Consider the following 25,309-nt stretch of genomic DNA (forward strand, 5'->3'; position numbering starts at 1 on the left):
CACCCGCGTTCGCCACGTCGCGTCGGCCACGCCCCGTCCGCCACGTCGGCGCTCAGCCGGTGGAGCCGGGAGGTGCCACCGGGCCGGCGGGGAGCGTACGGATCGCCCGTGCCAGGATCCGTACCGCCTCGGAGGCGGCCGGATGGCCCGCGGGCAGCGCGGCGGCCGCGCATTCCAGCAGCAGGGCGGCCGCGATCACCTGCTGGTCGGCGGCGGGCGGCCGGGCGGTGGTCCGGGCCCCGGCGCCACGGCGCAGGGCGGCACGCAGCGCGGCACCCGCCCAGCCGACCAGCCAGAGCCTGGACACCCGCCCCGCCCCCGCCCGCTGCCTCATCACCAGCGGCAGAGCGGTCTCGAAGTCCCGGAGGATCGCGGCGGCGTGTTCGCCGAGCAGCGTCACGGCCAGGGCCGCCAGGTGTTCCGGGGTCGGCTCACGCCGCGGGACGACCGCCCCGGTCCCGGTGTGAGCGGGTGTGGGGCGAGTGGCCCCCGGCTCGGGCTCCCCCGGAGCGGCGTCCGGCGGTTCGGGGGCGATGCGGTGGTACGGGCGGGACGCGGTGTGCGTCCCGCCCGGATGCCCGGCTCTCGCCCGGCGCAGCCCCGCTCCCAGGGCCTCGACGAACTCCCGGCCCACGAGCGCGGCCAGAGGGGGAATGGCGTCGGGGGAGGCGGAGGCAGGGGAGATGATGCGGGAAACGTTGTCAGCCATGGGATCCAGCGAAACAGATCCCGTACTCAAGCGTTCCAATCGCCGGTCATCACGCGGCGATCACTCGGCGCGAACGGTTGATGACCGGAGTGTGCCCAGCCATGGGCACGCCGCAGCAGGGGTCGCCCCGGGAGACGGGACGGCCTCCGTCCCAGCCGCGACGGCCGGTCCAGCGTCAGGGTGCCGGCGTGGCGCTGACCGCTGCCCCAGAACGGCCGTCGCTCCAGCAGTTCCGGCTCACCGCAGGCCACCACGAACAGCGGGACGTCCTGGGCGGTGAAGACCAGCTCCTCGATGACGTCCAGTAGCTGTTCATCGGCTTGGTGGACGTCGTCCAGGCAGAGCACCACCGGCTCCTCCCGCGCGACCAGCACCAGCAACTCCACCCAGCTCTCGATGAGTTCCTCGCCGCTGCGGATGTGCGGCGCGGGCCCCATGAGGGGGTTGAGGCTCCGCTGGAGTCGTTCGGCGGTCGCGCCCGGCCCGGTGATCGCCCGTACGGCTTCGGCGAATCGGCCGTCAGCGCTGCCGCTGGGCGGCAGCCCGAAGCGGGTGGCCAGGGTGTCCCGCGCCAGCCGCAAGACGTCCGACTCATACTCCGAGACGTTCAGCCGCATGATCCACGTCGAGTCAGGCTGCCGGTTGGCCCGGCGCTCGAACTCGGCCAGGAAGCGGCTCTTACCGACCCCGCGCTCGCCCAGGATCGTCACCAGGTGCGGCGTTCCCTGGCACCGGGTGCGGTCCAGCAGGCTGGAGACGATGCTCAGTTCGGGCTCGTGCTCGGTGGGAAGGCCCTCGCCGCCCGGCCGTCCACCGTCCACCGCTCGCACCTGCCGCACATCGGCGACCCCTTCCGGACGGGTCGGCACCGGCCGGTGCCGGAGCCCGACGCCGGTGACCCGCGCCGCGTCGCCGCCCACGTACACCTCGCCCCACGGTGTCGAGGCCAGCAGCGACTGCGCCTCGTCGAGCAGTTGGCCGACCACCGTGACCGGGGCGGTGGGGTCGTGGGGGTCATGACGGACCAGCGCCTCGCCCGCCACCACCGCCGCCCGGAAGGAGGCGCCGGGCAGCTCGGAGAACCGGTCGCGCAGAGTCAGCGCCGCCGTCACCGCGTCCAGCGACGCGGCGGGCCGGTCCGCCGTGAGCCCGAACAGCGCCAGGGAGTCGTGACCGAGGGAGCCTATGACCGCGCCGCCGAGCTCCTCGACGCTCTCTGCGATCGCGTGGACCATGTCGCGCAGTGACAGGCCGCCCGGTTCACCGGCGAGCGCTTCGTCCTCGCCGGCGCATACGGTGCGGGTCAGCAGCACGCTGACCTGACGCCGCTCGGACACCGGCCCCCCGGAGGCGGTGCGGCCGCCGGGCGCCGTTGGGGCGGCCACCCGTCTGGACAGGCGGCGCTCCGGGCGCACGGCCTCGGCGCGGGGCGGTGTCCGGACGGCGCTCGGTGCCCGCTCGTGCGCGATTCCGACCGGCGGTCTCCTCATGAGGGGCGGGACCTCGAGCGCGGGTGTCCCGACCGGGTGGGGGTTTTCCGGGGCGGCCGTCTCCACGGGGCACGACGCTCCGAGCGGCGGTGTCTCCATGAGGTGCGGTGCCCCGGCAGGCCGTATATCCACCGGGTGCGGCGTCCCGGCATGCGTGGTCTCGGCGGAGTAACGAGGATCGGTGCGCGACGGCTCGGGATGCCGTGGCTCGGGGGTGTGGGGCGGCTCGGTGTGCGGCGGCCGTGCGGCCACGGGTGCCGTCGTCGACGATGTCACCGGCGGCGGTGTCACGGGCGGCACCAGCGTGGGGTCGTGGGTGAGGATGTTCTGCTGGAGGAGCTGGAGGTCGCGGGAGGGCTCGAGCCCGTACTCGTCGACCAGTGCCCGGCGCACGCTGCTGAACACCCCCAGCGCCTCCGCCTGGCGACCGCAGCGGTACAGGGCGAGCATCAGCTGGCCGCACAGCCGCTCCCGTAAGGGCTCCGCGGCGGCCAGCGATACCAGCTCCCCCAGGATGGCCTGGTGTCGGCCGCATGCCAGTTCGGCCTCGAAGCGGTCCTCCATGACGTCCAGCCGCTGCTGGTGCAGGGCGGTCAGTTCCGGCCATTCCACGCCCTGTTCGGCGAGGTCGGCCAGGGCCGGACCGCGCCATTCGTCGAGCGCCTCGTGCAGCAGGCCCGCCGCTTTCTCGGCGTCGCCGGCGGCCAGCCGGGACCGTCCCTCGGCGACCTGGCGTTCGAAGCGATGCACGTCGAGCCGCTCGGGCGCGACGTGCAGGACATAACCGGGGGCCTGGGTGAGCAGTGCCGGCCGGTCCCCGTCCGCCGGGCCGCCTCCCCCCAAGGGGTCCGCCAGCATGGCGCGCAGTCCCCACACGGCGTTCTGCACGATCTTCCGGGCGGTGGCCGGGAGATCCTCCTCGGGCCACAGCGCGTTCAGCATCTCGCTGGTGGCCACCACCCGGTTCGCACGCAGGAGCAGCAGCGCCAGTACCGCGCGCTGTTTGAAGCCCCCCAATACCACGTGCTGGTCGGCGGACAACACTTCCAGCGGGCCCAGAATCCTGAATTCCACCTTATTTCCCCACACTCGAGGTGACGTTTCGACGAGAACACGTATCGGGACACCGGCGGCCCGGTCCAACAGTGGTCGGTGTGTGAGTCCGGCGGCGCTTCCCTCGAGCGCCCGGCCCGGAACGTCTTCTCCGCCGCTCGACGGCCACCCGTCCACCGGGGGCTTCGGACGTGTTGGCGGAGGTCCAGTGGGATCCATCCTGTTCTAGTGGTGATGTTCGCCCGGCGCATAGGGCTCCAGCGAGCGCGCGCGGCGCAGCGCGCGGGCCCACCAGCCGAGCCGGTCGAGCATGAGGCGGGCCGCTTCCCGGGCGGCCTCGTCATCGAACGGCAGACTGCCGGCCTCCAGGCGTGCCAGATACTGGTGGAAGCTGACGGTCTCGGAGACCGTGACCGCGTGGGCCTCGGCGAAGACCTGGCGGAGCTGGGCGACGGCACACAGGCCGCTCGACGCCCCGCCGTAGGAGAGGAAGGCGACCGGCTTGGCCCGCCACTCCTCGTCGTACCAGTCGATCACGCTCTTCAACGGGCCCGGGAAGCCCCGCTTGTACTCGGGGGTGACGATCACGAACGCGTCCGCCGCCGCCAGCCACGGGGCCAGGTCCCGCACCGCCTGCGGTCTGCCCGCCGAGGGCGCGGTGGACATCATGTCCGGGAGCCATGCGGTGGTCAGATCGATGACATCGATGTCAAAACCCTTTCGGAGCCGGGACACCGAGGCGAGCCATTCGGCGGCGGGGAGACCGAACCGGCAGTCCCGGACGCTGCCGATCAGGATCACCAGCCGCAGTCGGTCACCGCCGCTCATCTGCGTGTCCATCCGCTTACGCCCTCCCCTCGGTGCCTACTCGGCATTACTGTGCGGCATATGCCTTCGGGACCGCTTCGGCTTCGCTTCGGGTCTCCTTCGGACGCCTTGCGTGGCCCGAAGGGAGCGCTCCCAACTCGTCTCCTCACTGTCGTCTCGTCGCGGGTTGCCCTGAGTTACTGTGGATCAATGCGATTCGGGGTGCTGGGCCCGTTGGAGGTCAGGGCCACCGAGGGGAGACCGGTCAGGGTACCCGAGGTGAAGGTCCGTGCCCTGCTGGCCGATCTGCTCGCCCACAACGGGCAGGTGGTCGCGGTGAACCGGCTGATCGAGGATCTGTGGGGCGGTTCGACGCTTCCGGCGAACCCCGCCGGATCCCTTCAGGCCAAGGTCTCGCAGCTGCGCCGGGCGCTGGAGGAGGCGGAGCCCGGCGCGCGGGAGCTGATCGTCCACCACTCCCGGGGATACGCGCTGCGGGCGCCGTGCGAGACGGTGGACGCCGACCGGTTCCGGGCCCTGGTGGAGCGCGCCCGCACCCTCGACGACCCCCGGTCGAAGGCCGCCACCCTGATGGACGCGCTGGCCCTGTGGCGGGGACCGGCATTCGCCGACTTCGCGGACGAGCCCTTCGTCCAGGCCGCGGTGGCCAGGCTGGAGGAGGAACGGCTGACGGCGGTGGAGGAGCATGCCGAGGCCCGCCTCGAACTGGGCGAGCACAGCATGGTCATCGGCGAACTCACCGCCCTGGTGGCCGCCCATCCGCTCCGGGAGCGGATGCGGATGGTGCAGATGCGCGCCCTCTACCGGGTGGGCCGCTCCTCAGAAGCGCTCGACAGCTATGCGGAGTTACGCCGTCGGCTCGACGAGGAGCTGGGGCTGACCCCCAGCCCCGCCATCGACGCGCTCCAGCAGGCCATCCTCCGCCAGGATCCGACGCTCCAGCACACCGCCGACACCCCCCGCGCCGCCCCCGGCCCCCGCCCGCGGAGCAACCTTCCCCTCGGGGCGAACCCCCTGATCGGGCGGGAGGCGGCGGTCGCTGACGTGCGGCGGCTGATCCGGATGACGGATCACCGGCTGGTCACCCTGACCGGCCCCGGCGGCGTCGGCAAAACCAGGCTCGCGACCGCCACGGTGGACGGGCTGGACTCCGAATTCGAGGACGGTGTCTGGCTGGTGGAGCTGGCCGGGACGGGATCCCCGGAGCGGTCCACCGGGATCGGGCCGCTCGCCGAGCATGTGATGGCGGTGCTCGGCATCCGCGAGGAGTCCGGCTCCGGCGCCTTCGTGGCGGACGGCGGGGACGACTCCGCGCGCCGGCTGTCCGGTGCGCTCGCCAACCGCCGGCTGCTGCTGGTCCTGGACAACTGCGAGCATGTGATCGACGCGGTGGCGGAACTGGTCGGCCTCCTCCTCCGCACCGCCCCCCATCTGAAGATCCTGACGACCAGCCAGGAGTCGCTGCGGCTGCCCGGCGAGACGGTCTGGCCAGTGCCTCCCCTCGGAGTACCGCTGCCGGACGCCGGAGCCTTGGCGTGGGAGCGCTCGAGCGCCGTCCAGCTGTTCGTCGCGCGGGCCACCGCGGTGGACCCCGGCTTCACCCTCGACGCCGCCACCGGCCCCGCTGTCGCCGAGATCTGCCGCCGGCTGGACGGCATCCCGCTGGCCCTGGAGCTCGCCGCCACCCGCGTCCGCGCGCTCGGCGCCGAGGAGCTGCTGAGCCGGCTCGACGACCGGTTCAGGGTGCTCAACAGCGGCTATCGGGGTGCCCCGCCCCGCCAGCAGACCCTCCAGGCGACGATCGACTGGAGCTGGAGCCTGCTCAGCATCCAGGAACAGGGGCTGTTGCGCGGGCTGGCCGTCCATGCCGAGGGCTGCACCCTCCAGGCCGCCGAAGAGCTCTGCGCGGTTTCCGGGGTGTCCAGAGACCAGGTGCTCGACCTCCTGGCCCGGCTGGTGGACCGCTCCCTGGTGATCCGGGTCGAGGGAACCCCCGTGCCCCGCTACCGCCTGCTGGAGTCCGTGGCGGCGTACGCGCAGGAGAAGACGGAGCGCGCCGGCGAGGCGCGCCAACTGGCCACCTGCCACCTGAACCACTACGTGTCCCTCGCCGAGCGGGCACGGCCGCGTCTCCACGGCTCCGACCAACGTCGCTGGCTGCTCGTCCTGGATGCGGAATCCGCCAATTTCCAGCGCGCCCTGGAAGAGGCCCGTCGCACCGGCCAGGCCCATCCGGCGCTGCGCCTGGCCAACGCCCTGACCTGGTACTGGTTTCTGCGCGGTCGACTCGGCGAGGCTCTGCGCGCGATGGCGACCGCGCTCGCCATCGACGGCCCGGCACCGGAGTCCATACGGGCCGAGGCGCGGACCTGGTACAGCGGGCTCGGTCTGCTGCTTGGCAAGTGCAGTGTCGATCTTCCGCGCGCCACTGAGCCCCGGGATGCCGCGGAGCTCACAGAGGGCCGGGCCAGGGCGGAGTGGTTTCTGGCCCACGCTCTGTGGAGCCTCGGGGCCCTGGCCGCCGGTGAGGAGCAGGTCAACCGGGCCCTCGCAGACTTCCGCATGCTGCGTGACGCCTGGGGGGTGGCCGCCGCGCTGGGCACCCGGGCCGCCCTCGCCATGGCCCGCGGCGATCTGGAGGCGCTGCGCGGAAACGCCACGGAGGCCCATGTGCACTTCAGTGAACTGGGCGATGCCTGGGGTCAGTTGAAGGCGGCCGAGGTGCTGAGCGTGCTCGCCGAGGTCAACGCCGACTACGAGCAGGCGGCCCGGCTGCACCGCCAGGGGCTGCGGATCGCCGAATCGCTGGAGCTGTGGTCGGAGGTGTCCCGCACCCTCTCGGGGCTGGGCCGGATCGCCCTGCTGTCGGAGCGGTTCACCGAGGCGGACGAGCTCCACGAACGAGCCCGGCTGCTCGCGGCCGAGCAGGGCAATCGGCCGGTGGAGCAGTTCGCAGAGATGGGTCTCGCCCTCGCCGCCCGGCGTCAGGGACGCCTGGACACCGCGGAGAAACACCTGCGGCCGTGGCGCGAGTGGAACGAGCGCCGGGGCGCGTACACCGGACTCGCCCTGGTGCTGGCCGAGCTCGGCTTCGTCGCCGAGCAGCGCGGGGACGCCGCCGCCGCGCTCTCCCTCCACCTGGACTGCCTGGCCGCCGCGCGTGCCACGGGCGACGCGCGGGCCGTGGCGCTCGCGCTGGAGGGGCTCGCCGGGGCGCATGCGCTCGCGGGGCGGCACGAGCGTGCGGCGCGGCTGCTGGGCACGGCGTCGGCGACGCGGATCCGGTCCGGCGCGCCGCTGCCCCGCGCCGAACGCGGCGATGTCGAGCGGATCTCCACGCGGGCACGGGAGGCACTGGGGGAGGCGGCCTTCACGGCCGCCTTCACCGCCGGGGAGGCGACGGCCCACGGCGACGCGGCGAGCAAGGAGGAGGACGCGGCGGCCGCGGGCGCCTGACGGTCACCGCTGTCTTCAACTCGCCGCTCGCGCACCTGCGGTTCGACCCCGTCTGATTCACTCGTCGCCATGGAATCCACTGGCGGGCACAGACCCATCCTGGTCATCGGTGGCACCGGCAAGACCGGCCGGCATGTGGTGGACCGTCTCCGGCGGCGCGGCAAGGAGGTGCGGGCGCTGTCCCGCTCCACCCCGGTACCGTTCGACTGGTTCGACGAGTCCACCTGGAAGACGGCGGTCTCCGGTGCGGGCGCCGCATACCTGGTGGACGCGCAGAACGAGCACGCGGCGGAGCGGATGCGGGCCTTCGCCCCGTTCGCGGTGGCCCAGGGCGTCGAACGGCTGGTGCTGCTCTCGGCCCGAGGTTGGGCGGACTCTGGCGACCCCGGCATGCTCGCCACGGAGGACGCGGTGCGGGACTCCGGCGGTGCGTGGACGATTCTGCGGCCGACCTGGTTCATGCAGGGTTTCGCCGAGGACGACTTGATGCGGGCACCGGTGCTCGCCGGAGAGGTGAGGCTGCCGGCCGGGGACGGCCTGGAGCCGTTCATCGACACCGAGGACATCGCCGAGACCGCGGCCGCCGTCCTCACCCGTGAGGGAGATGAGGGGTGTACCTACGAGCTGTCCGGGCCACGTGCGCTGACCCTCGCGGAGGCGGTGGCCGCCATCGCCGAGGCGAGCGGCCGCCCGGTCCGCTATGTACCGGTGTCCGAGGAGGAGTACGTGGCGGGGCTCGTGGCCGACGGCACACCGGAGGACGCCGCCCGGTTCGTGGCCCGGCTGTGGGGATGGCTCCGGGACGGCGAGGACGCCCATCTGTCCGACGGCGTCCAGCGGGTGCTCGGCCGCGCCCCTGTTGACCTCACCGACTTCGTCCGCCGGGCCGCGGCCGCGGGGGCGTGGGCCGGCTGAGTCCGCGGGCGCGGCCATGCCGTACGGTCAGCCGCGCCCCACCCGGCGCAGGATCTCCGCCGCCACCGTCTCCGGGAACTGCTGGGGCTGCCAGTGCGACACACCCGCGAGCCGTACGGAGCGGTAGTCGCCCGTGACGTGGTGCGCGGTCTGCTCCGAGGCGAAGGCACCGACCGCCGGGTCGCGCTCGCTCCAGACGTAGGTCGTGGGCACCGTGACCGGGCCCAGCGGCTCATCGCTCAGCAGAGTACCGGCCCCGTACCACCGCAGTGCCGCCCGGAGCGTTCCCGGCGCGGTGTGGGTTCTCAGGTACCGCCGGATCTGCTCCTCGCTGAGCACACCCGCTCCCGGCTGTCGGTACCACGCCTCCAGTCGGGCCGCGCCGTCGGCGAGGAAGTCGGCCGCGGTGTTCTCGGCGCTGAGCGCCTCGATGTATCCCGAGTGCTCGCGCTGTTCGGGGTCCACCCGCAGCGCGTACCGGTAGGCGTCGAGATGGGGGAAGGCCACGGCGGTGAGGCTGCGCACCCGCTCCGGCGTCCGGGCCGCCAGATACCAGCCGACCACGGCACCCCAGTCGTGGCCCACCACATGCGCCGACTCGATGTCCAGCGCGCTCAGGATCCCCAGCGCGTCCCCGGCCAGCTCCCGTAGCGCATACGCCCCGGTCTCCGCCGGGCGGGCGTCGGGGGAGTAGCCGCGCTGGTCGGGGGCGATGGTACGCAGCCCGGCCGGGTGCAGCACCGGGGACACCTCGCTCCACGAGAGGCGGTTGTGCGGAAAGCCGTGCAGCAGCAGTACGGGCTCGCCGTCCTCCGGGCCCGCCACATCGACGTCGAACACCAGGTCCTCGACGGGGATCCGTGTCATGCCCGCACCTGCGGGAAGAGGTCCAGCGCCTGACGCACCTGGGGTGCGCGCAGCGTCCGGAACGGTTCGGTGAGGCTGATGACTCGTGCGTACGCCGCCATGACCTCGCTGTTCTCCCGCGCCACGGTGAGCAGCCGGCCGATGTAGTCCTGGACCTCCAGGACTTCGGGGGTCCTCGGGCCCTCGACGCCGGGGAAGCCCAGGTCATTGACGAGCGCCTGCTGCCACGCCTCGTCCACCGCGTCGCGGGCGAGATCGCGGAAGTAGCTGAGCGGGTCCGGCAGACCGTCACCGGCAATGTGCGCGCGCAGCACCAGCGCGCTCAGGGCCGCCACCGTCATCCCCTGTCCGTACGTGGGGTTGAAGCTGCACACCGCGTCCCCGGCGATCAGCAGCCCGGCCGGAAAGCCCTCCAGCCGCTCGTAGCGGCGGCGCAGACTGGTGGGGAACCGGTGGGAGACGGCATCGTCGAGCGGCTCTCCCTCGGTGACCGCCTCATAGATCTCGGGTGAGGGCAGCGACTTGAGGAAGGTGAGGAAGCCCTCCGGGTCGGTGGGCGGTACGTCGCCGAGGATTCCGTACGCGGTCACCAGATGGCGGTCGCCGTCGACACGGGCGCAGATCCCGCCCCGCGGATTGTCGGCCGTCGCGACGATGTCCAGGGAGAAGTCGCCGGGCGAGGGATCGGCCGCGAGGCGGTACGGGCGGGTGGTGTACACGAGGCCGATCCTGGTCCGTTCCTCCTCCGCCCCGGACCAGCCGGCCTCCGTCAGCCATCTGCCCGTCCGGGAGCCCCGCCCCATGGTGTCCACCACCATGTCGGCGTCGACCGTGGTGCCCCGGCCGGCGCCATCCACCGTCCGTACGCCCGTGACCCGGCCCCCATCGGGGGAGAACCGCAGGCCGGTGGCCTCGCACCGGTCCTGGAACCGGACGTTCGCCAGCGCCCGCACCCGGGCCCGGACGTGCCGTTCCAGGGTGGGGCGGTCGGCGGAGACGGTGAGCAGCCCGGAGTGGCTGTCGCCCATGGGCTCGCCGTCCATGATCCAGCGGACGTTGCCGGTCATGTCGCCGGTCACGACGCCGGACGCCACCAGCTCCGCCGTGATGCCGGGGAACAGTTCCTCGGCGATCTGCTGCCCCCGGGCCAGCAGTCCGTGCACATGGCGTCCCTGTGGTACGCCCCGCCGGTGGCCGGGGAGATCGGCCAGCTCATCACGGTCCACCACGATGACCTCGTCATAGACCTCGGACAGAACGCGGGAGACCAGCAACCCCGCCATGCTCCCGCCCAGCACCACGGCTCTTCGCCACTTCTTGTCCGCCATGGCGGGGTGCCTCCTCTGAATTCATCACCGCTCGTCTGGGCGCCACGCGTCACGGACGACACGGTGGCCCCAGAGGACCCAGGGAAGTTAACTCCGAGCGGTCATCGGAGGCACACGGCGCGGTAATGTTCCGCTCTCAGGCGGGGGATGCGGGATTGGTCGCCCCGGTGTCAGCCGCTGACCGGCTCCGACTGTCCGGCGGCCGGTTCGCCGCGCCGGCTCTCGACCAGCGCGGCCAGATGCCGTCCCGCGTGCAGCAGCGGCCCCTCGCTGCGATGCACCTGACTCAGCGTCTCAGCGCCCTCCAGGGTGCTGAGCACGGTCGAGGCGAGGGCGTCGGCCTCGGTCTCATCGAAGCCCGCACGCTGGAGCCGGTCCGCGATCACGTCCTGCCATTCGCCGAGTGCCTGGACGCACGCCTCTTCTATGGCGGGGATGCGGCCGAGCGTTTCCAGCGCCGTCGTGGTGACCGGGCAGCCGTCGGCCCAGTCGGATTTCCGCAGGGACTCGGCGAGATGCCGACTGCAGTTCTCCAGTGCCTGGGCGGCGCTGTCCTCCTCACGGCCCAGGCCGGTGCGGAGCATCTCGGTGAACTCCTGTTGGCCGTGCTGGATGGCGGCGACCGCCAGCTGTTCCTTGCCGCCGGGGAAGAAGTGGTAGACGGAGCCGAGCGTGGCGCCCGCCGCACGGGCGATCAGCTTGATGCCCGTGCCCTCGTACCCCTGGCGCTGCAGCAGCCGCGAGGCGGACCTGACGATGCGCTCGCGGGTGTCGCCGGTACCGCTTGCCCCGGGGTTCTCGGCGAGCTGCGACGTGGAAGACATGCACCCACTCTACTGGATAGAACGATCGCTCCAACCGGATAGAACGATCGATCCAGGCTCTGCTAGGGTCTGGATAGATCGTTCGTTCTACACGGCGATCCACGCCGTGCCCTGCCGTGTGTTCCCCCGCCAGGGCGCGGCAGCCCAGTCGCGAGAGATTCCGAGGAGAACCATGAGCAAGCAGCCCGTCACCGTGATCGGACTGGGCCCGATGGGCCAGGCGATGGTGAGCACGTTCCTGGAGCAGGGGCACGCCGTGACGGTGTGGAACCGGACGCCCGCCAAGGCCGAGGCCCTGGTCGCCAAGGGCGCCGTCCTGGCCTCCACCGTGAGCGAGGCCCTCGCCGCCAACGAGCTGATCGTTCTCAGCCTCACCGACTACGACGCGGTCTACGCCGTCCTTGAGCAGGCGCCGGACGCCCTGTCCGGGAAGGTCATCGCCAACCTGAGCTCGGACACCCCCGAGCGGGCCCGCGAGGCCGCCAAGTGGGCGGAGCGGCACGGGGCGGTGCACATCACCGGCGGTGTGCAGGTTCCCCCGCCCATGATCGGCAAGCCGGAGTCCTCCACCTACTACAGCGGCCCGAAGGACGCCTTCGACAAGTACGAGAGCACCCTGAAGGTCCTGACCGGCGCCGACTTCCGCGGTGAGGACCCGGGTCTGGCCGCGATGTACTACCAGGCCCAGATGACCATCTTCTGGACCACGATGCTCAGCTTCTACCAGATGGTGGCGCTGGGGCAGGCCAACGGAGTCTCCGCCAAGGAACTGCTGCCGTACGCGACGATGATGACGCAGATGATGCCGCACTTCCTCGAGCTGTACGCGGGCCACGTCGACTCGGGCGAGTACCCCGGTGACGTGGACCGGCTGGCGATGGGCGCCGCCAGCGTCGACCACATCCTCCACACCCACAAGGACGCGGGCATCAGCACCGCCCTGCCCGCCGTCGTCGCGGAGATCTTCCACAAGGGCATGGACGCCGGCTTCGCCGACAACAGCTTCTCCAGCCTGATCGAGGTGCTGAAGAAGCCCAGCGCCTGACGTCGGCGCGGGCCGGCCGCGGTGAGGTGGCGGCCGGGCCCCGTTACGCGGTGGCTCCCGCCGGACCGGTGTCCGGCGGGAACCACCGCCGCGGTGCGTCTGCCCCGGTGTCACGCGGGAGGCCTGGGCCAGTCCATCAGCCGGCCCCGGGGATCACGGGCGCGGAGCCTCAGATGAGACCGGCCGCCTGCTCGGCCGCGCGGAGACCGGACTCGATGGCCCCTTCGATGAACGCGCCGTGCCAGCCGCGGGCGATGTCCGCCCCCGCGAAGAGAATGCGGCCGTGCGGCTGCTCGATGGCCGGGAACAGCGTGAGGAGCTGATTGGGCTTGCGCAGACCCCAGCCACCGTTGATGTATGGGGTTTTGCCCCACTCCATCACGCGGTAGTCGAGGAGCTCGGCGCCGGGGATGTAGGCGCGCACCGCCTCGAGCACCTTCGTCCGATTGCTCACGTCCAGGGACGGCCCCGCGAAGCCGACCATGATCCGGCCCTTGGACGTCTGCTGCTGCGGGATCAGCATGGGGAGCGCCGAACCCTCGGCCGCCTGCCCCTGAACGGCCGGCACCTGGCCGCGGAGCTGTATCCACACCTTGGTGGCGAGTGGCACCCCGATCCCCTGGGAGGCCGCCTGGGCGTGGGCGGTGGGCAGTCCGGGGCTGAAGGTGATGGACCGCCACGTGTTCGTGGGGGTGGCGACGACCACCACCGGGGAGGTGAACGTCTGCCCGTTCGAGGTCTCGACCGTCACCACCCCCTTGGCTTCGGTGATCTTGGTGACCGGTGTGCTGAGCCGGACGTCCGCCTTGGACTCGTTCAGCATCGCGGTCAGCAGCGCGCCCATCCCACCGACCGGCCGCAGGGTCATGGTGGTGGTGTAGGTGCCGTAGGACCCGCCGGAGAGCTGGATCCACTGCGCCATCCCGGTCAGTGAGCCGAGGGTGCTCTTTCCGCCCGAGTAGACCGAGGTCTCCCCGCTCAGGGTCGCCAGCTCCTCGGGTGCCAGCGATAACTTGCCGAGGCGGTCCTGTAGGGAGAGCGGGTCGACCGAGGCGAGTAGATCCTTGCGGTACAGCGGGTCGTGCGGACGCTCGAAGTACTTCTCCGACCCCTCGTAGAAGCTGTTCCACAGCGGCTCGACCACGGTCGCGGCCTGCTCCGGTGACACGGTCCGCAGACCGCTGGGCCCGGGCAGCACCACCTGCTCGGCCACCGTGTCGAGATACGTCCCGATGCCGTACCGCTTCAGCTCGGCGTGGACGAGTTCCTGCTGCGGGCCCAGCCAGGCGCCGCCCAGCTCCACCTGCTCCCCGCCGAACGTGGCGGTGAATATTCGGCCGCCGACGCGGTCGCGGGCCTCCAGCACCACGGGTTTCAGCCCGCGTGCCGCCAACTCGCGGGCCACCGTACCGCCGGCGTAGCCCGCCCCGATGACGATGGCGTCCGCCGCCGTGGCCCCCGCCGCACTCGCCCGGCCGGACGCCATCGTGCTGATGGACGCTCCGACGGCGGTGGCACCAACTGCCTTGATCAGTCCGCGCCTGCTGAGCGGACGGCGGGTGGGCTCCGCGGGGGTGTGACTGTGATGAGACATGACTTTCCTCTGCTACGTGCGTGTGTGGTGAGTCGAAGACGGTGCCCCGGAGAAAGACGCGGAGGCTTGGCAGATCAATGCCGGGACATACGCGGTCCGCGAAAGGCCCAGGGCAGGGTGGGGAAGGCTTCGGATTCACACGGCACCGATGGCGGTGAACCCCCCAGCGCCCGGCTTTGATACGTCGGACGCGATGGATGAATTAGCCGCGCGCGCAACCACGCGTGTTTCTTCAAGCCACCCCCGTGAGGCCGAATCGCCCCCGAGCCGTCTTGCCGACTCGGGATCAGTATGGAGGAACCGAGCACCGGCGGCGGCCCTGATTTCCTCACTCCGGTAATCGTCCGGTCTTCGGGCGCTCATCGCTTCGTCCCGGGCGGGTAACAACCGGTAATTCCGCGGAAAGAGAAGAGCCGGCGGGATGCCCGCCGGCTCCTGGGGAGTGCTGTCGTCCGATCAGATGTAGTCCGTTCCGGGCTCCAGACCGACGAGAACGCGCCCATGTGCCTCCAGCGAGCTGACCGGTGTCAGCAGCCCGTGCAGGGAGAGGGCCGTGATGTCGCGGTAGACGCGCTGGAAGGGAACGCTGCGCAGAATGGTCGACGCGGAGCTGATGTTGTACAGGGTCTCCACGGCCTCCTTCGTGGTCTGCACCACATAGCCGACCTGACCGCGGATCTCGGCCTTCTCCTCGACCGTCAGCTTCACCCCGGCGTCCTCACGCTCCTGGATGGTCCGCAGCCACCGCTGCTCCAGCGCCTCACACGCGGCGATCTTGTTGGCTGCGACGGCCACCTGCACCTGGGTGTACGGGTGCTCCCGCTGCTCGGCCCAGTTGGTGTAGGTGATGCCCTTGCCGGGGAGGCGGCCCAGGAAGAGTTCCAGGGCGCTCTTGGCCAGGCCGATGTAGACGGGGGCGCAGGTCGCGAGGATGTAGCTGGTCAGGTTGTAGTTACGGCCGTTGATGTCGGCGTTCCACCGGCCGCGGGTGGACGCGTCGTACACCGATACGTCCACGACGCGGTGCTCGGGCACGAAGGCATCGGTGACCGTGGAGGTCGCGCTGCCGGTGCCGGCGACACCGAAGACGTCCCAGTCGTCACCCACCCGCACGTCGTCGATCGGCACCAGCGCGAAGAGCTCCTCATGGGTGCCGTCGGGCCGTTCGACCATCGCCGCGCAGATGTTCCAGTCCGCGCCGCGCACCCCGGTGTTGAATCGCCATGTCCCGTTCAGGATGTAGCCGCCCTCGGTGGGGACGAGGGTTCCGGACGGGGTGAATCCGCCGGAGATCCGCACGGAGCCGTTCGCGAACACCTCCTCCTGGGCCCGGTCCTGATAGAGGCTCGCGATCCAGGCGCTGGACAGCCACACCATGGACACCCAGCTGGTCGACCCACAGCTGCGGGCGATCTCCGACAGGAGCGCGGCCTGTTCGGCCACGGGGAGGTCCAGGCCACCGAACCGCTCCGGAACCGCGACGCGGAACAGCCCCGTCTTCGCCAGCAGTTCGATGTTCTCCTCCGGGATCCAGCGCGCCCTTTCCGCCTCGGCCGCGTTGCTCTGCAGGGCCGGGGCGATGCCTTCGAGCGCTTCGAGCACTTCGAGGTAGGCGTTCGTGGAGTCGGCCACGTGATTCTCCTTTTGATCCGATAGCGAATTTTCGCGGCTCTTTACGAGGGCTTTATCATGCCCAGAGCCTGCTGAAAGGGGAGGGTAAGGGGATATCGGGCGGTGCCGGCCTCGGGAAGGCCATGGTCCGGTAACCAGGTTCCGCCGCCCCGGCCGTTACCCGTCGGTGAATGGCCTGGCGCGAGACATGTCCGAGGGCTCTTACCGTTCGCCGCAGCGGCAGCGGTGGTCCTCCCGCCACGCGGCGATGCGCTCGGGCGAATCGGCCTCTCCGGAGGCCATCAGCATCACCGCGGACATCGCCCTGAGCGGTGCGCAGGACGGGCAGGCGAAGATGGACTCGTCGAGAAAGGCCAACTGGGCGGGCGACATCCGGCCCGGGGCGGCCAGTCCTTCCGCCGTGGTGATCCGGCCCCCGTCGCTCTGCCCCACCGGCGTGGCACAGGCACGTGTGGCACGGCCGTTCAGTAGCACCGTGCAGTCGCCGCAACTCTCCGTCTCACAGCCCCGCCGGGTGGTGTCCAGACCCACCTGGCCCCTCAGGACGTCCACCAGCGGTGCGTCGGAGTCACCCGTCAGCCGATGCGGAACACCGTTGACGACGACCGTCATCCTCATGTCCTCGCCGGGCACAGCCGGTCTCCGGCGTGTTCCTGGAGAATGCCGCAGACATCGCGCAGCCCCCTTTCGAGCTGGGCGATCTCGGCGTCGGTGACGAGGAGGGAGGGTTCGAAGCGGAGGGTGTTCACCGCGCTGGCGGTGGGGAAGGTGCGCACATGGTGGCGGTGGAGCAGGTGTCCGGCGAGGAAGTAGCCGAAGAGCCCGCTGTCGGCGGCGTCCTTGATGACGGGGCTGGGGGAGGCGGACCGGTCGTGGAACTCCATGCCGAGCATCAGGCCCTTGCCCCGGACCTCCTTGACCACGTCGGGGAAGTCGGCGCGGACGGACTCCAGCATGGTACGCAGGGCGTCACCGCGTTCGACGGCCTGGCGGTAGGCCCGTCCGCCGTCCTCCTCCAGCAGTTCCAGGACCTTCAGCGCGATATGGCAGGAGAAGCTGTCCTTGGCGAAGGTCGAGCTGTGTACGATCTCGAACTCCTGGCGGTAGCGGGCCTGGCGCACCAGCATCACCGAGGTTTTGGCGATGCCGCCGCCCAGGGTCTTGGCCAGGGTGTAGTAGTCGCCGCGCAGCCCGAGGTGTGAACTGGCCAGCAGGGCGCCGGTGCGGCCCATGCCGCTCTGGATCTCATCGATCACCACCGGGCAGTCGATCTCGGCGCAGAACCGCTGGATCTCGGCGGCGAATTCCGCGGAGAGCACATGGATACCGCCCTCACCCTGGATGGGCTCCAGCAGGAAGGCGCAGAACACCGGCACCTCACGCTCGACGATCTCCACCCGCCCGTTCACCACCACCGCGTCCAGCAGGCTTCGGCGCTCTTCGGCATGGATGGCCTTGAGGGCTTCCGGCTGGTCGCGGGGGACGAAACGCGCCTGTGCCCCCAGACCCTTGAAGGGAAGGCGGTAGCCGTGGTTGTGGGTCAGCTGGACACTGGCGCCCAGCTTTCCGTGGAAGCCCCCTTCCAGCGCCAGGAACAGCGGTGGGGCGGCCCGGTGCTCCTCCATCCGGGCCCTGATCTGTGCCGCCAGCGCCTCGAAGCCGTCCTCGCCCGGCGCCGGAGCGGTCAGCCCCGGGCGGGCGAACGTGGCGTGGTCGAGGGTGGCGGTGCCGGCGGCGAGCGCCTCGCGGGTCTGTTCCACGTGTGCGGCGACCTCGTCCAGGACGGCGGCGAGCCGCATACCGCGGTCCATCTCGGCGTGTTTGATCGCCGCCTCGACCGCCTCCGCGCCGGTGTTGGCGAAGATGGCGAAGTACGGCTCGGTGGTGTCCAGCTCACGCCGGATGATGCGGTTGAGCTCGCCCGCGAGGCGGTTGGCGTAGGGGTGGCGGGAGAACTGGGCGTGTACCGGAGTGTCCGCGGCCAGCAACTCCTGGGCGCACCGCACGATCTCCGGCCGGTTGTGGCCCAGCAGCACGGAGCCGTAGCCCCCGGCGAAATCCACCACCGGCAGCAGGCCACCGTCCTCGTCCCGCCGGTGGAGCGTGTTCCCCTCCGCCCGGACGTACTCCACCGCGAGCCCCGCGGTGTCCAGCACCGCCCGCAGATACGGCTCGGCGAGTTCCTGTTCGACCGACGCAGAATGCATCTCATCCATGCGCCCAGACTGCTCCCCACAGGTCAGCAAGCGGTCATCGCGCGGTCACACCCGGTCGGCCGGGGGAGGAAGGCTCCGCCGTTACCCGGCCATGGGGATCCGGACGCAGGCGGAGCGCGGGACCACCGGTCAGGACGTCAGGTACGCCTCCACCTCAGCGAACTGGGCCGCCGGCCAGCCGGTGTTGCCGGTGACGTTGAGCCTCAGGTAGCGCACGTTCGTGCTGTCGGGCAGGGCGACGGTGACCTTGTTGCCGGACGCCGGGTCGAAGCGGTAGCCCTGCGAACCCACCACCGTCGAGTACGCGGAGCCGTCGGCGCTGCCCAGCACGGACAGGGTCTGGGTACGGGCGCCCCACGCCGACGAGGGCGGCAGCTTCAGCACCAGCCGGCGGACCGCCTGGCTGGAGCCGAGGTCCACGGTCAGGGCCTGCGGAAAGGCGTTGTTGGTCGACTCCCAGTAGGTGTTCGCGTCGCCGTCGACCGCCTTGCCGGGGGTGTAGACGTCTTGGGAGCCGGTCGCGGTGGCCGGACGGCCCTTGGCGAGGTTGCGGCCCGGTTCGGGATCCGGGTTGCCCTGGCCGGGCCGGGGCCAGCTGGAGCAGTCCGACCAGGTGCTGCTCCAGCCGGAGTTGCCGCCGCCGTCGGTGAGGTTGAAGGTGCCGGAGCCGGACGGGTACGGGCAGTTGTAGACGCCTGCCGCGCCGACGCCGGCGGCCGTGACATCGCTGAACTTCGCCGCCCCCTGCGCCTCGGCCTGGACGACGACCGTCCCTGGGTTGGTCACGGTCGCGCCGGACACATTGACGTTCTTGACCGCGTAGCCCCTGCCGCCACCGGACACGAACTCGAAGGCGCTGTACGGGCTGTCGGTGATGGTCGTGTTGGTGATGTTGACGGTGGCCTCGATCGCGCTGTCGTAGGAGTCGACGCGCAGGGCGCCCATCGGATGGTTCCAGTTGGGGTTCATGGCGCCCGCGCGCACCAGCGTGTTGCCGTCGACCGTGATCGTGCCGGCCAGCGGGTGGAACGGGTCCATGAACTTCTGGTTGGAGATGGCGATACCGCTGCCCAGGGCGTTGGTGTCGGAGATCAGGTTGTTCTTGACCGTGATGTCCGTACCGCCGTAGATGGCGATGCCATTGGCGAGGTTCGGCTGCGAGATGGTGTTGCTCTCGAAGCTGCTGTTGGTGTCCGGCGAGTTCAGCGACCACATGGCGAGCGCGTCGTCGCCCTGGTTGCGCAGGAAGTTGTTCCGCACGCGTACGTTCTTCGCGCTGCCGTTGAGGTTGAGACCGTCGGCCGTCATGTCCAGGAAGCGGCTGTTCTCGACCACCAGGTTGTCGTTGTTGCCCATCAGCCACAGACCGACCTTCAGGTGCTGTAGCCACATGCCGGACACGCTGGAGCCGGGGCCGAGCGAGCCGTTGACGAAGTTGTCGGGGTTGGAGTCGACGCGCTCGGTGACCTCGCCGATGACCGCGAAGTCCTTGATGTGGACGTTGCCGGAGGAGCTGGGCTGGTCGATGAACCGCGAGGTGTGCACCACGGAGTGCCAGCTGCCGGCGCCCTGGAGGGTGACGTTCTGGACGCCGTTCAGCGAGGAGGTCAGCTTGTAGTCACCCGGCGGGATCCAGACCACTCCGCCCTGCGCTGCGGCGATGGCGTCCCGGAACGCCTGGGTGGAGTCGCCCTGCCCGCTGGGGTCGGCGCCCTTGGAGGTGACGGACACCGATCCGGCGGGCTGGGAGGCGGCCGCCGCGACCTGCTCGAAGTCGGCCACGTCCACGGTGACCTGGGTGTTCGCCGCCTCGAAGGCGATCTTGTCACCGGCCTGGACGTTCCGGCCGAGCAGCAGCCGTGCGTTGTCGTAGAGGTGGTGGGTCTTCGACCCCGCGATCCAGCCGGTGTCCACGTACGAGTACTTGGACGTGACCGCGATGGTCTTGGCCAGCTTGGTGCCGTTGACGTAGACGTTCAGCGTGCCGGACTGGCCGTCGGGCACGTTGTAGGCCACGTTCACCGCGTTGGCGGCGCGTGGCGCGGTGAACTCCACGCGCTGCCCGGCGGCGAGGCGGACGGCCTGGCGCCCGGATGCCTCGGAGGCGAGCGTGCCCTGGGTGAAGTCGGGACCGATCTTCGTCCCCGTGGTGGTGGCCGACTCGGCCTCGGCCGAGGTGAACGGCAGGGAGGCGCCCGCGGCCGCGTGTGCCGCGGTGGGGGTCAGGGTGACGAGCGTGCCGGCCGCGAGGGCGACGGCCACGCCGATCGCCGACAGGCGTTTGGTGGATGCCGATGTGGTACTGCTGCGGTGCATGTGCTGATCCCTTCATGGTGGGGGTGGTGGGATAGCGCGGTGTGGGGGGTGGCGGCTCAGCGGAGCAGCCAGGCCGCCGTGTCCCGCGGAAGGCGGCCCTGGTCGTCCAGCGGGCCGCTGCTGAGCAGAAGCCGGGAGGCGCCGTCCAGCTCGGCGGGGGTGTCCGCGAAGTTGACCACGCAGACCAGGCCGTCGGCACGGGCGAAGGCCAGGACACCGTCGGCCGAGGGGAGCCAGGTCAGCGGCCCGTCGCCGAAGCCGGGGGTGGCGCGGCGGACGCGGATCGCCGCGCGGTAGAGGCCGAGCATCGAGCCCGGGTCCTCCATCTGGAGATCGGCCGCGTACATCGCCCAGTGCGCGGGCTGCGGCAGCCACGGCTCCTCGCGCGAGCCGAAACCGGAGTACGGCGCGTCCGCCGCCCATGGCAGCGGCACCCGGCAGCCGTCCCGGCCCGGGTCGGTACCGCCGGAGCGGAAGTGCATCGGGTCCTGGATGCGGTCGCGGGGGATGTCGGCCTCGGGCAGGCCCAGTTCCTCGCCCTGGTAGAGGTAGACCGCACCGGGCAGGGCCAGCGACAGCAGGGCGGCGGCCCGTGCCCGCCGGGTGCCGAGGGCGAGGTCGGTGGGGGTGCCGAAGACCTTGGTGGCGAAGTCGAAACCGGTGTCCTCGCGCCCGTAGCGGGTCACCGTGCGGGTCACGTCGTGGTTGCACAGCACCCACGTGGCCGGAGCGCCCACCGGAGCGTGCTCGGCGAGCGTCTCGTCGATCGACGTCCGCAGCCGCCTGGCGTCCCAGGGGCAGGTCAGAAACGAGAAGTTGAAGGCGGTGTGCAGCTCGTCGGGGCGCAGATAGCGGGCGAAGCGCTCGCTGTCCGGCAGCCACACCTCGCCGACGAAGACACCGCCGTACTCGTCGGCCACGCCGCGCCAGGAGCGGTAGATGTCATGGAGCTCATCGCGGTCGACGTACGGATGGGGATCGCGGCCCTCGACGAAGTCGGGCAGCCGGGGATCCTTGGCCAGCAGGGCGGCCGAGTCGATGCGCACCCCCGCGACCCCCCGCTCCAACCAGAAGCGCAGGATGTCCTCGTGCTCCTGGCGCACGGCCGGGTGGGCCCAGTTGAGGTCCGGCTGCTCGGGGGCGAACAGATGCAGATACCAGTGGCCGTCCGGCAGCCGGGTCCACGCCGGGCCGCCGAACTCCGACGTCCAGTCGTTGGGCGGCAGCTCACCGTGGTCGCCGCGGCCCGGGCGGATGTGGAAGAGCTCGCGCTCGGCGCCGCCCGCGAGGGCGGCCCGCCACCAGGGGTGCTGGTCGGAGACGTGGTTCGGCACAATGTCCACGATCGTGCGGATGCCCAGCTCACGGGCCTCGGCGATGAGCTTCTCCGCCTCGGCCAGGGTGCCGAAGGCCGGGTCGATGGCGCGGTAGTCGGCGACGTCATAGCCGCCGTCCTTCATGGGCGACTGGTACCAGGGGCTGAACCACAGCGCGTCGACGCCGAGTTCGGCGAGGTACGGCAGCCTGGCGCGGACACCCGCGAGGTCGCCGGTGCCATCGCCGTCCCCGTCGGCGAAGCTGCGCACATACACCTGGTAGATGACGGCGGAGCGCCACCAGTCGTCGGGTGTCCGGGCAGGGGTGGGCTGGGCCACGGTGGGAGCCTTTCTGTCGAGGGGGCGGTGTCAGCCCTTCGTGCTGCCCGCGCTGATCCCGGCGATGATGTGCCGCTGGAAGACGAGGAACAGCGCGACCATCGGGATGCTGGCGATGACCATCGCGGCGATGAGCACGGTCAGCTGGATGTTCTGCGACAGCTGGACGAGTGCCACGCTGATCGGCTGCTTGCCGGTGTCGGAGAAGACCATCAGCGGCCACAGGAAGTCCTGCCACACCGCCACCAGCGCGAAGATCGACACAACGCCGAGCACCGGACGGGACATGGGCAGCACGATCGACCACAGGGTGCGCAGCTTTCCGGCGCCGTCGATCTCGGCGGCCTCCAGGACATCGCGCGGGATCTGGTCGAAGAACCGCTTGAGGAGATAGAGGTTGAAGGCGTTGGCGACGGCCGGCAGCCAGATCGCGAGCGGGTCGTTGAGCAGGCTGGTGTGGATCAGCGGCAGGTCGGCGACGGTCAGGTACTTCGGCACGACCAGCGCCTGGGCCGGGACCATCAGCGTGGCCAGGATGCCACCGAGGATCACCTTGCCGAAGGCGGGCTTCAGCCTGGACAGGGCGTAGGCGGCGGCCGTGCAGAAGACCAGCTGGAACAGCCAGGCGCCGGCCGCCTGGACCACCGTGTTCCACAGGTGCTGCGGAAGCTGCATCAGGTCCCAGGCGTCGCTGTAGCCGCTGAGGTGCCACTCCTTCGGGGCGATGGTGGGCGGTGTCCGCGCCACCTCGTCCGGCGACTTCATCGCACCGGTCACCATCCAGTAGACCGGGAAGAGGAAGGCGATCGCGAACAGCACCACCACGGTGGTGAAGACCGTCCAGTAGACCGCCCGGCCGCGGGGGCGGGCCAGGGTGGCGGGGGAGACGAGGGTCCGGGTGCTCATGCGTCGTCCTCCCCGGAGCGGGTGAGCCGCAGATAGAGGGCGGAGAAGGCGCCGAGCAGCACGAGCAGCATCACGCTCAGCGCACAGGCGCCACCGAAGTCGTTGTAGAGGAAGGCGTACTTGTAGATCAGGTAGAGGACGGTGACCGTGGCGTTCTCCGGGCCACCACCGGTGATCACGAACGGCTCGGTGAAGACCTGCATCGTCGCGATGATCTGCAACAGCATCAGCATGAGGATCACGAACCGCGTCTGGGGGATCGTGACGTGGCGGATGCGCTGGAGCAGGCTCGCACCGTCGAGTTCGGCCGCCTCGTACAGCTCACCGGGGATGGACTGGAGCGCCGCCAGGTAGATCAGGACGGTGCCGCCCATATTGGCCCAGGTGGCCACGATGACGAGGGAGATCAGGGCGGTGTCGGCGCCGTTGGACCAGTTCGAGGTGGGCAGGTGCAACCAGCGCAGCGCCTCGTTGGCCAGCCCGGCGCCGGGGTCGTAGAACCACTTCCACAGCAGGGCGCTGACCACCGGCGGGATCATCACCGGCAGATAGACCACGACCCTGAAGAACGCCTTGGCGTGCCGGAGTTCATTGAGCACGAGGGCGAGCAGGAAGGGGATCGCGAAGCCGATGAGGAGTGCCAGCAGGGTGAAGGTGAGGGTGTTCCGCCAGGCCGCGGTGAACTCCGGATCGTGCAGGACGCGGGTGAAGTTGGCGGTGCCGACCCATTCGGGGGACGAGCCGGGCGTGTACTTCTGGAAGGCGATCACGACCGCGCGGATCGCCGGATACCAGGAGAACAGCGCGAAGCAGATCAGGCCGCCGAGGAGGAAGCCATAGGCCCGGACCTGGTCGGCGAGACGGCGCCGCCCCCGCCCCCCGGCCGGGGGCGGCGCCTGCGCCGGGTGGACGGCGATCGCCTCGGCGGGCGGCCGCGCAGCGGTCTTGGTCATCGGGTCAGCCCCGGGCCAGAATGTTGTCGATCTTGTCGGAGGCTTCCTTCAGGAGCTGGTCGACATCGGCGTCCTTCTTGGTCAGGACGGCGGAGACGGCCCCGTCGAGCACGGAGTAGATCTGCTGGGCGTGCGGCGGCTCGATCTTCATCCCCAGCTTCTGGTTGCCGTCGAGGAAGGTCTGGTAGTTGCCCACGGGGACGTTGGCGTTGGCCTTCTTGATCTGCTGGTCCTTGGCGTCGGCGGCGCCGGTGAACAGCCGCGGCTCGGGCAGGCCCACCGGGGCGTGTCGCTTCTTGGCGCGGGCGTAGTCGCCGAGGAAGCCCTTGCCCGGGGTGAGGAACATGTGGTCGAGCCACTTGAGGCCGGCCCGGATCTGGGCGGGTGTGTCCTTCTTCTGGAACATGTAACCGTCGCCGCCGATGAGCGTGGCCTTGCCACCGGGCATGGGGGCGATGGCGAGGTCCTTGTAGTTGCCGCCCTTCTCCTTCACCAGGATCGGGAGGTTGTCGGGCGCGGCCAGATACATGCCCAGCTTGCCGGAGCCCATCAGCTGCTGGGCGTCGTTGATGACCAGGAGCTGCTTGCTGCCCATCGAGTCGTCCACCCAGCGCATGTCGTGCAGGTTCCGCAGGACGGCCCGCGCTTCGGGGGTGTCGATGGTGGCCTTCTTTCCGTCCGCGCTGACGACATCGCCGCCCTGTGAGTACAGCTCGGCCGTGAAGTGCCAGCCGCCCTGGTTCTGGGCGCTGTAGTCCGCGTAGCCGACCGTGCCACCGCCCAGCTGGGCGATCCTCTTGGCGTCGGCGCGGACCTCCTCCCAGGTCATCGGGGGCTTGTCGGGGTCGAGTCCGGCTTTCTCGAAGAGCTTGCGGTTGTAGATCAGACCCATCGAGTAGCCGGTGCGCGGGATGCCGTAGATCTTGCCGTCGACCGTGTAGATGTCGCGCAGCTGCTTGCTGAGGGTGGAGTAGCTCTTCAACTCCTTGATGTACGGGGTGAGATCGGCCGCCTGGTTGATGTCGACCACATGTCCGGCGTCGGTGAAGTACGTGTAGAAGACGTTCTCCATCTGGCCCCCGGCCAGCTTGGCGTCGAACGTCTTCGGGTCCTGGCAGGGGAACGCGTCGTGCGCGACGACGTCGATGTCCGGGTTCTGCTTCTCGAAGGAGGCGATGTCCTCCTCGAAGAACCTGCGGTCGACCTTGGCGCTCTTGGGCGGCATGCAGTTGACCGTGATACGCGTCTTTCCGCCCGCCGAGCCGTCGCCCGACCCGCCGCAGGCGGTGAGGGCGAGGGAGAACGTGCTGAGCGCGATGAGAGTACGACGGAACCCGGTGCTTCTCATGGGTGGACCCCTCTGTACAGGAGCAGGGAAGCCCCACGGCCGTGAGCGGGGCGCACACAACCGTGAGTGCGCCGCACACTCAAGCACCGACGACATCTGCCCGCAAGATGTCGCGTAGATTCTGTAATTATTCAACTGTGCTGCGAATCAGGCCGATTGAGGCTGTCGGTGTCT

The 25,309-nt window shown here is 70.6% G+C and carries 18 protein-coding genes; 3 read left to right on the forward strand and 15 right to left on the reverse strand.

Translation table 11 applies throughout. From position 1 onward, the window contains the following. Positions 1–52: 52 nt before the first annotated feature. The 3 genes from KHP12_RS45315 to KHP12_RS45325 form a co-directional block, all read right to left on the reverse strand. On the reverse strand, positions 53–709 hold the full coding sequence (locus KHP12_RS45315; protein ID WP_210608966.1) for a hypothetical protein: 657 nt from the start codon (positions 707–709) through the stop codon (positions 53–55). Positions 710–735: 26 nt separating this feature from the next. Next, positions 736–3,273, reverse strand: a complete 2,538-nt coding sequence (locus KHP12_RS45320; protein WP_210608965.1) for an ATP-binding protein — start codon at positions 3,271–3,273, stop codon at positions 736–738. 204 nt (positions 3,274–3,477) lie between these two features. Continuing rightward, positions 3,478–4,092: an NADPH-dependent FMN reductase gene (locus tag KHP12_RS45325; RefSeq protein ID WP_244202776.1), complete on the reverse strand. Its 615-nt coding sequence runs from the start codon at positions 4,090–4,092 to the stop codon at positions 3,478–3,480. 177 nt (positions 4,093–4,269) lie between these two features. Between KHP12_RS45325 and KHP12_RS45330 the strand changes: the two genes are divergently transcribed. Beyond that, positions 4,270–7,536 (forward strand): AfsR/SARP family transcriptional regulator, encoded by a 3,267-nt coding sequence (locus KHP12_RS45330; RefSeq protein ID WP_211834567.1) that lies wholly within the window; start codon positions 4,270–4,272, stop codon positions 7,534–7,536. A gap of 69 nt (positions 7,537–7,605) precedes the next feature. Further along, positions 7,606–8,451 carry an NAD(P)H-binding protein gene (locus KHP12_RS45335; protein WP_086884375.1) on the forward strand — a complete coding sequence of 282 codons (846 nt, stop codon included), beginning with the start codon at positions 7,606–7,608 and terminating at the stop codon, positions 8,449–8,451. A gap of 27 nt (positions 8,452–8,478) precedes the next feature. Here the strand turns inward: KHP12_RS45335 and KHP12_RS45340 are convergent, their stop codons facing one another. The 3 genes from KHP12_RS45340 to KHP12_RS45350 all read right to left on the reverse strand — a co-directional run bounded on the left by KHP12_RS45340 (position 8,479) and on the right by KHP12_RS45350 (position 11,470). After that, on the reverse strand, positions 8,479–9,318 hold the full coding sequence (locus KHP12_RS45340; protein WP_086884374.1) for an alpha/beta fold hydrolase: 840 nt from the start codon (positions 9,316–9,318) through the stop codon (positions 8,479–8,481). After that, positions 9,315–10,646, reverse strand: a complete 1,332-nt coding sequence (locus tag KHP12_RS45345; RefSeq protein WP_086884373.1) for an FAD-dependent oxidoreductase — start codon at positions 10,644–10,646, stop codon at positions 9,315–9,317. Before KHP12_RS45345 ends, KHP12_RS45340 begins: the two co-directional genes overlap by 4 nt. A gap of 170 nt (positions 10,647–10,816) precedes the next feature. Beyond that, positions 10,817–11,470: a TetR/AcrR family transcriptional regulator gene (locus tag KHP12_RS45350; protein WP_086884372.1), complete on the reverse strand. Its 654-nt coding sequence runs from the start codon at positions 11,468–11,470 to the stop codon at positions 10,817–10,819. 172 nt (positions 11,471–11,642) lie between these two features. On the opposite strand from KHP12_RS45350, the gene KHP12_RS45355 reads away from it, so the two are divergent. Then, positions 11,643–12,515, forward strand: a complete 873-nt coding sequence (locus KHP12_RS45355) for an NAD(P)-dependent oxidoreductase (RefSeq protein WP_086884371.1) — start codon at positions 11,643–11,645, stop codon at positions 12,513–12,515. Between the two features lie 169 nt (positions 12,516–12,684). Here KHP12_RS45355 and KHP12_RS45360 read toward each other — a convergent pair whose 3' ends face one another. The 9 genes from KHP12_RS45360 to KHP12_RS45400 all read right to left on the reverse strand — a co-directional run bounded on the left by KHP12_RS45360 (position 12,685) and on the right by KHP12_RS45400 (position 25,135). After that, a complete protein-coding gene (locus tag KHP12_RS45360) occupies positions 12,685–14,109 on the reverse strand; it encodes a flavin monoamine oxidase family protein (protein WP_211834568.1) in 1,425 nt (474 codons plus the stop codon). Between the two features lie 456 nt (positions 14,110–14,565). Then, positions 14,566–15,741, reverse strand: coding sequence for an acyl-CoA dehydrogenase family protein (locus KHP12_RS45365; protein ID WP_211834569.1), 1,176 nt, complete (start codon positions 15,739–15,741; stop codon positions 14,566–14,568). A gap of 201 nt (positions 15,742–15,942) precedes the next feature. Next, positions 15,943–16,353 carry a (2Fe-2S)-binding protein gene (locus KHP12_RS45370; protein ID WP_167442674.1) on the reverse strand — a complete coding sequence of 137 codons (411 nt, stop codon included), beginning with the start codon at positions 16,351–16,353 and terminating at the stop codon, positions 15,943–15,945. A 2-nt stretch (positions 16,354–16,355) separates the two neighbouring features. Beyond that, positions 16,356–17,957, reverse strand: a complete 1,602-nt coding sequence (locus KHP12_RS45375; RefSeq protein WP_211834570.1) for an aspartate aminotransferase family protein — start codon at positions 17,955–17,957, stop codon at positions 16,356–16,358. A gap of 129 nt (positions 17,958–18,086) precedes the next feature. Further along, entirely contained in the window at positions 18,087–20,273 is a 2,187-nt protein-coding gene (locus KHP12_RS45380) for a discoidin domain-containing protein (protein ID WP_211834571.1), read from the reverse strand. Between the two features lie 56 nt (positions 20,274–20,329). Next, a complete protein-coding gene (locus tag KHP12_RS45385; protein WP_211834572.1) occupies positions 20,330–21,928 on the reverse strand; it encodes a glycoside hydrolase family 13 protein in 1,599 nt (532 codons plus the stop codon). A gap of 30 nt (positions 21,929–21,958) precedes the next feature. Beyond that, positions 21,959–22,834: a carbohydrate ABC transporter permease gene (locus KHP12_RS45390; protein WP_086884364.1), complete on the reverse strand. Its 876-nt coding sequence runs from the start codon at positions 22,832–22,834 to the stop codon at positions 21,959–21,961. Beyond that, complete coding sequence (locus KHP12_RS45395) at positions 22,831–23,787, reverse strand: carbohydrate ABC transporter permease (RefSeq protein WP_086884363.1); 957 nt, start codon at positions 23,785–23,787, stop codon at positions 22,831–22,833. Before KHP12_RS45395 ends, KHP12_RS45390 begins: the two co-directional genes overlap by 4 nt. A gap of 4 nt (positions 23,788–23,791) precedes the next feature. After that, the gene (locus KHP12_RS45400) at positions 23,792–25,135 is read right to left on the reverse strand and encodes an extracellular solute-binding protein (RefSeq protein WP_086884362.1); all 1,344 of its coding nucleotides are present in this window, start codon (positions 25,133–25,135) and stop codon (positions 23,792–23,794) included. Between the last annotated feature and the right edge of the window lie 174 nt (positions 25,136–25,309).

It is taken from the genome of Streptomyces asiaticus (assembly GCF_018138715.1).
Lineage (GTDB): Bacteria > Actinomycetota > Actinomycetes > Streptomycetales > Streptomycetaceae > Streptomyces > Streptomyces asiaticus.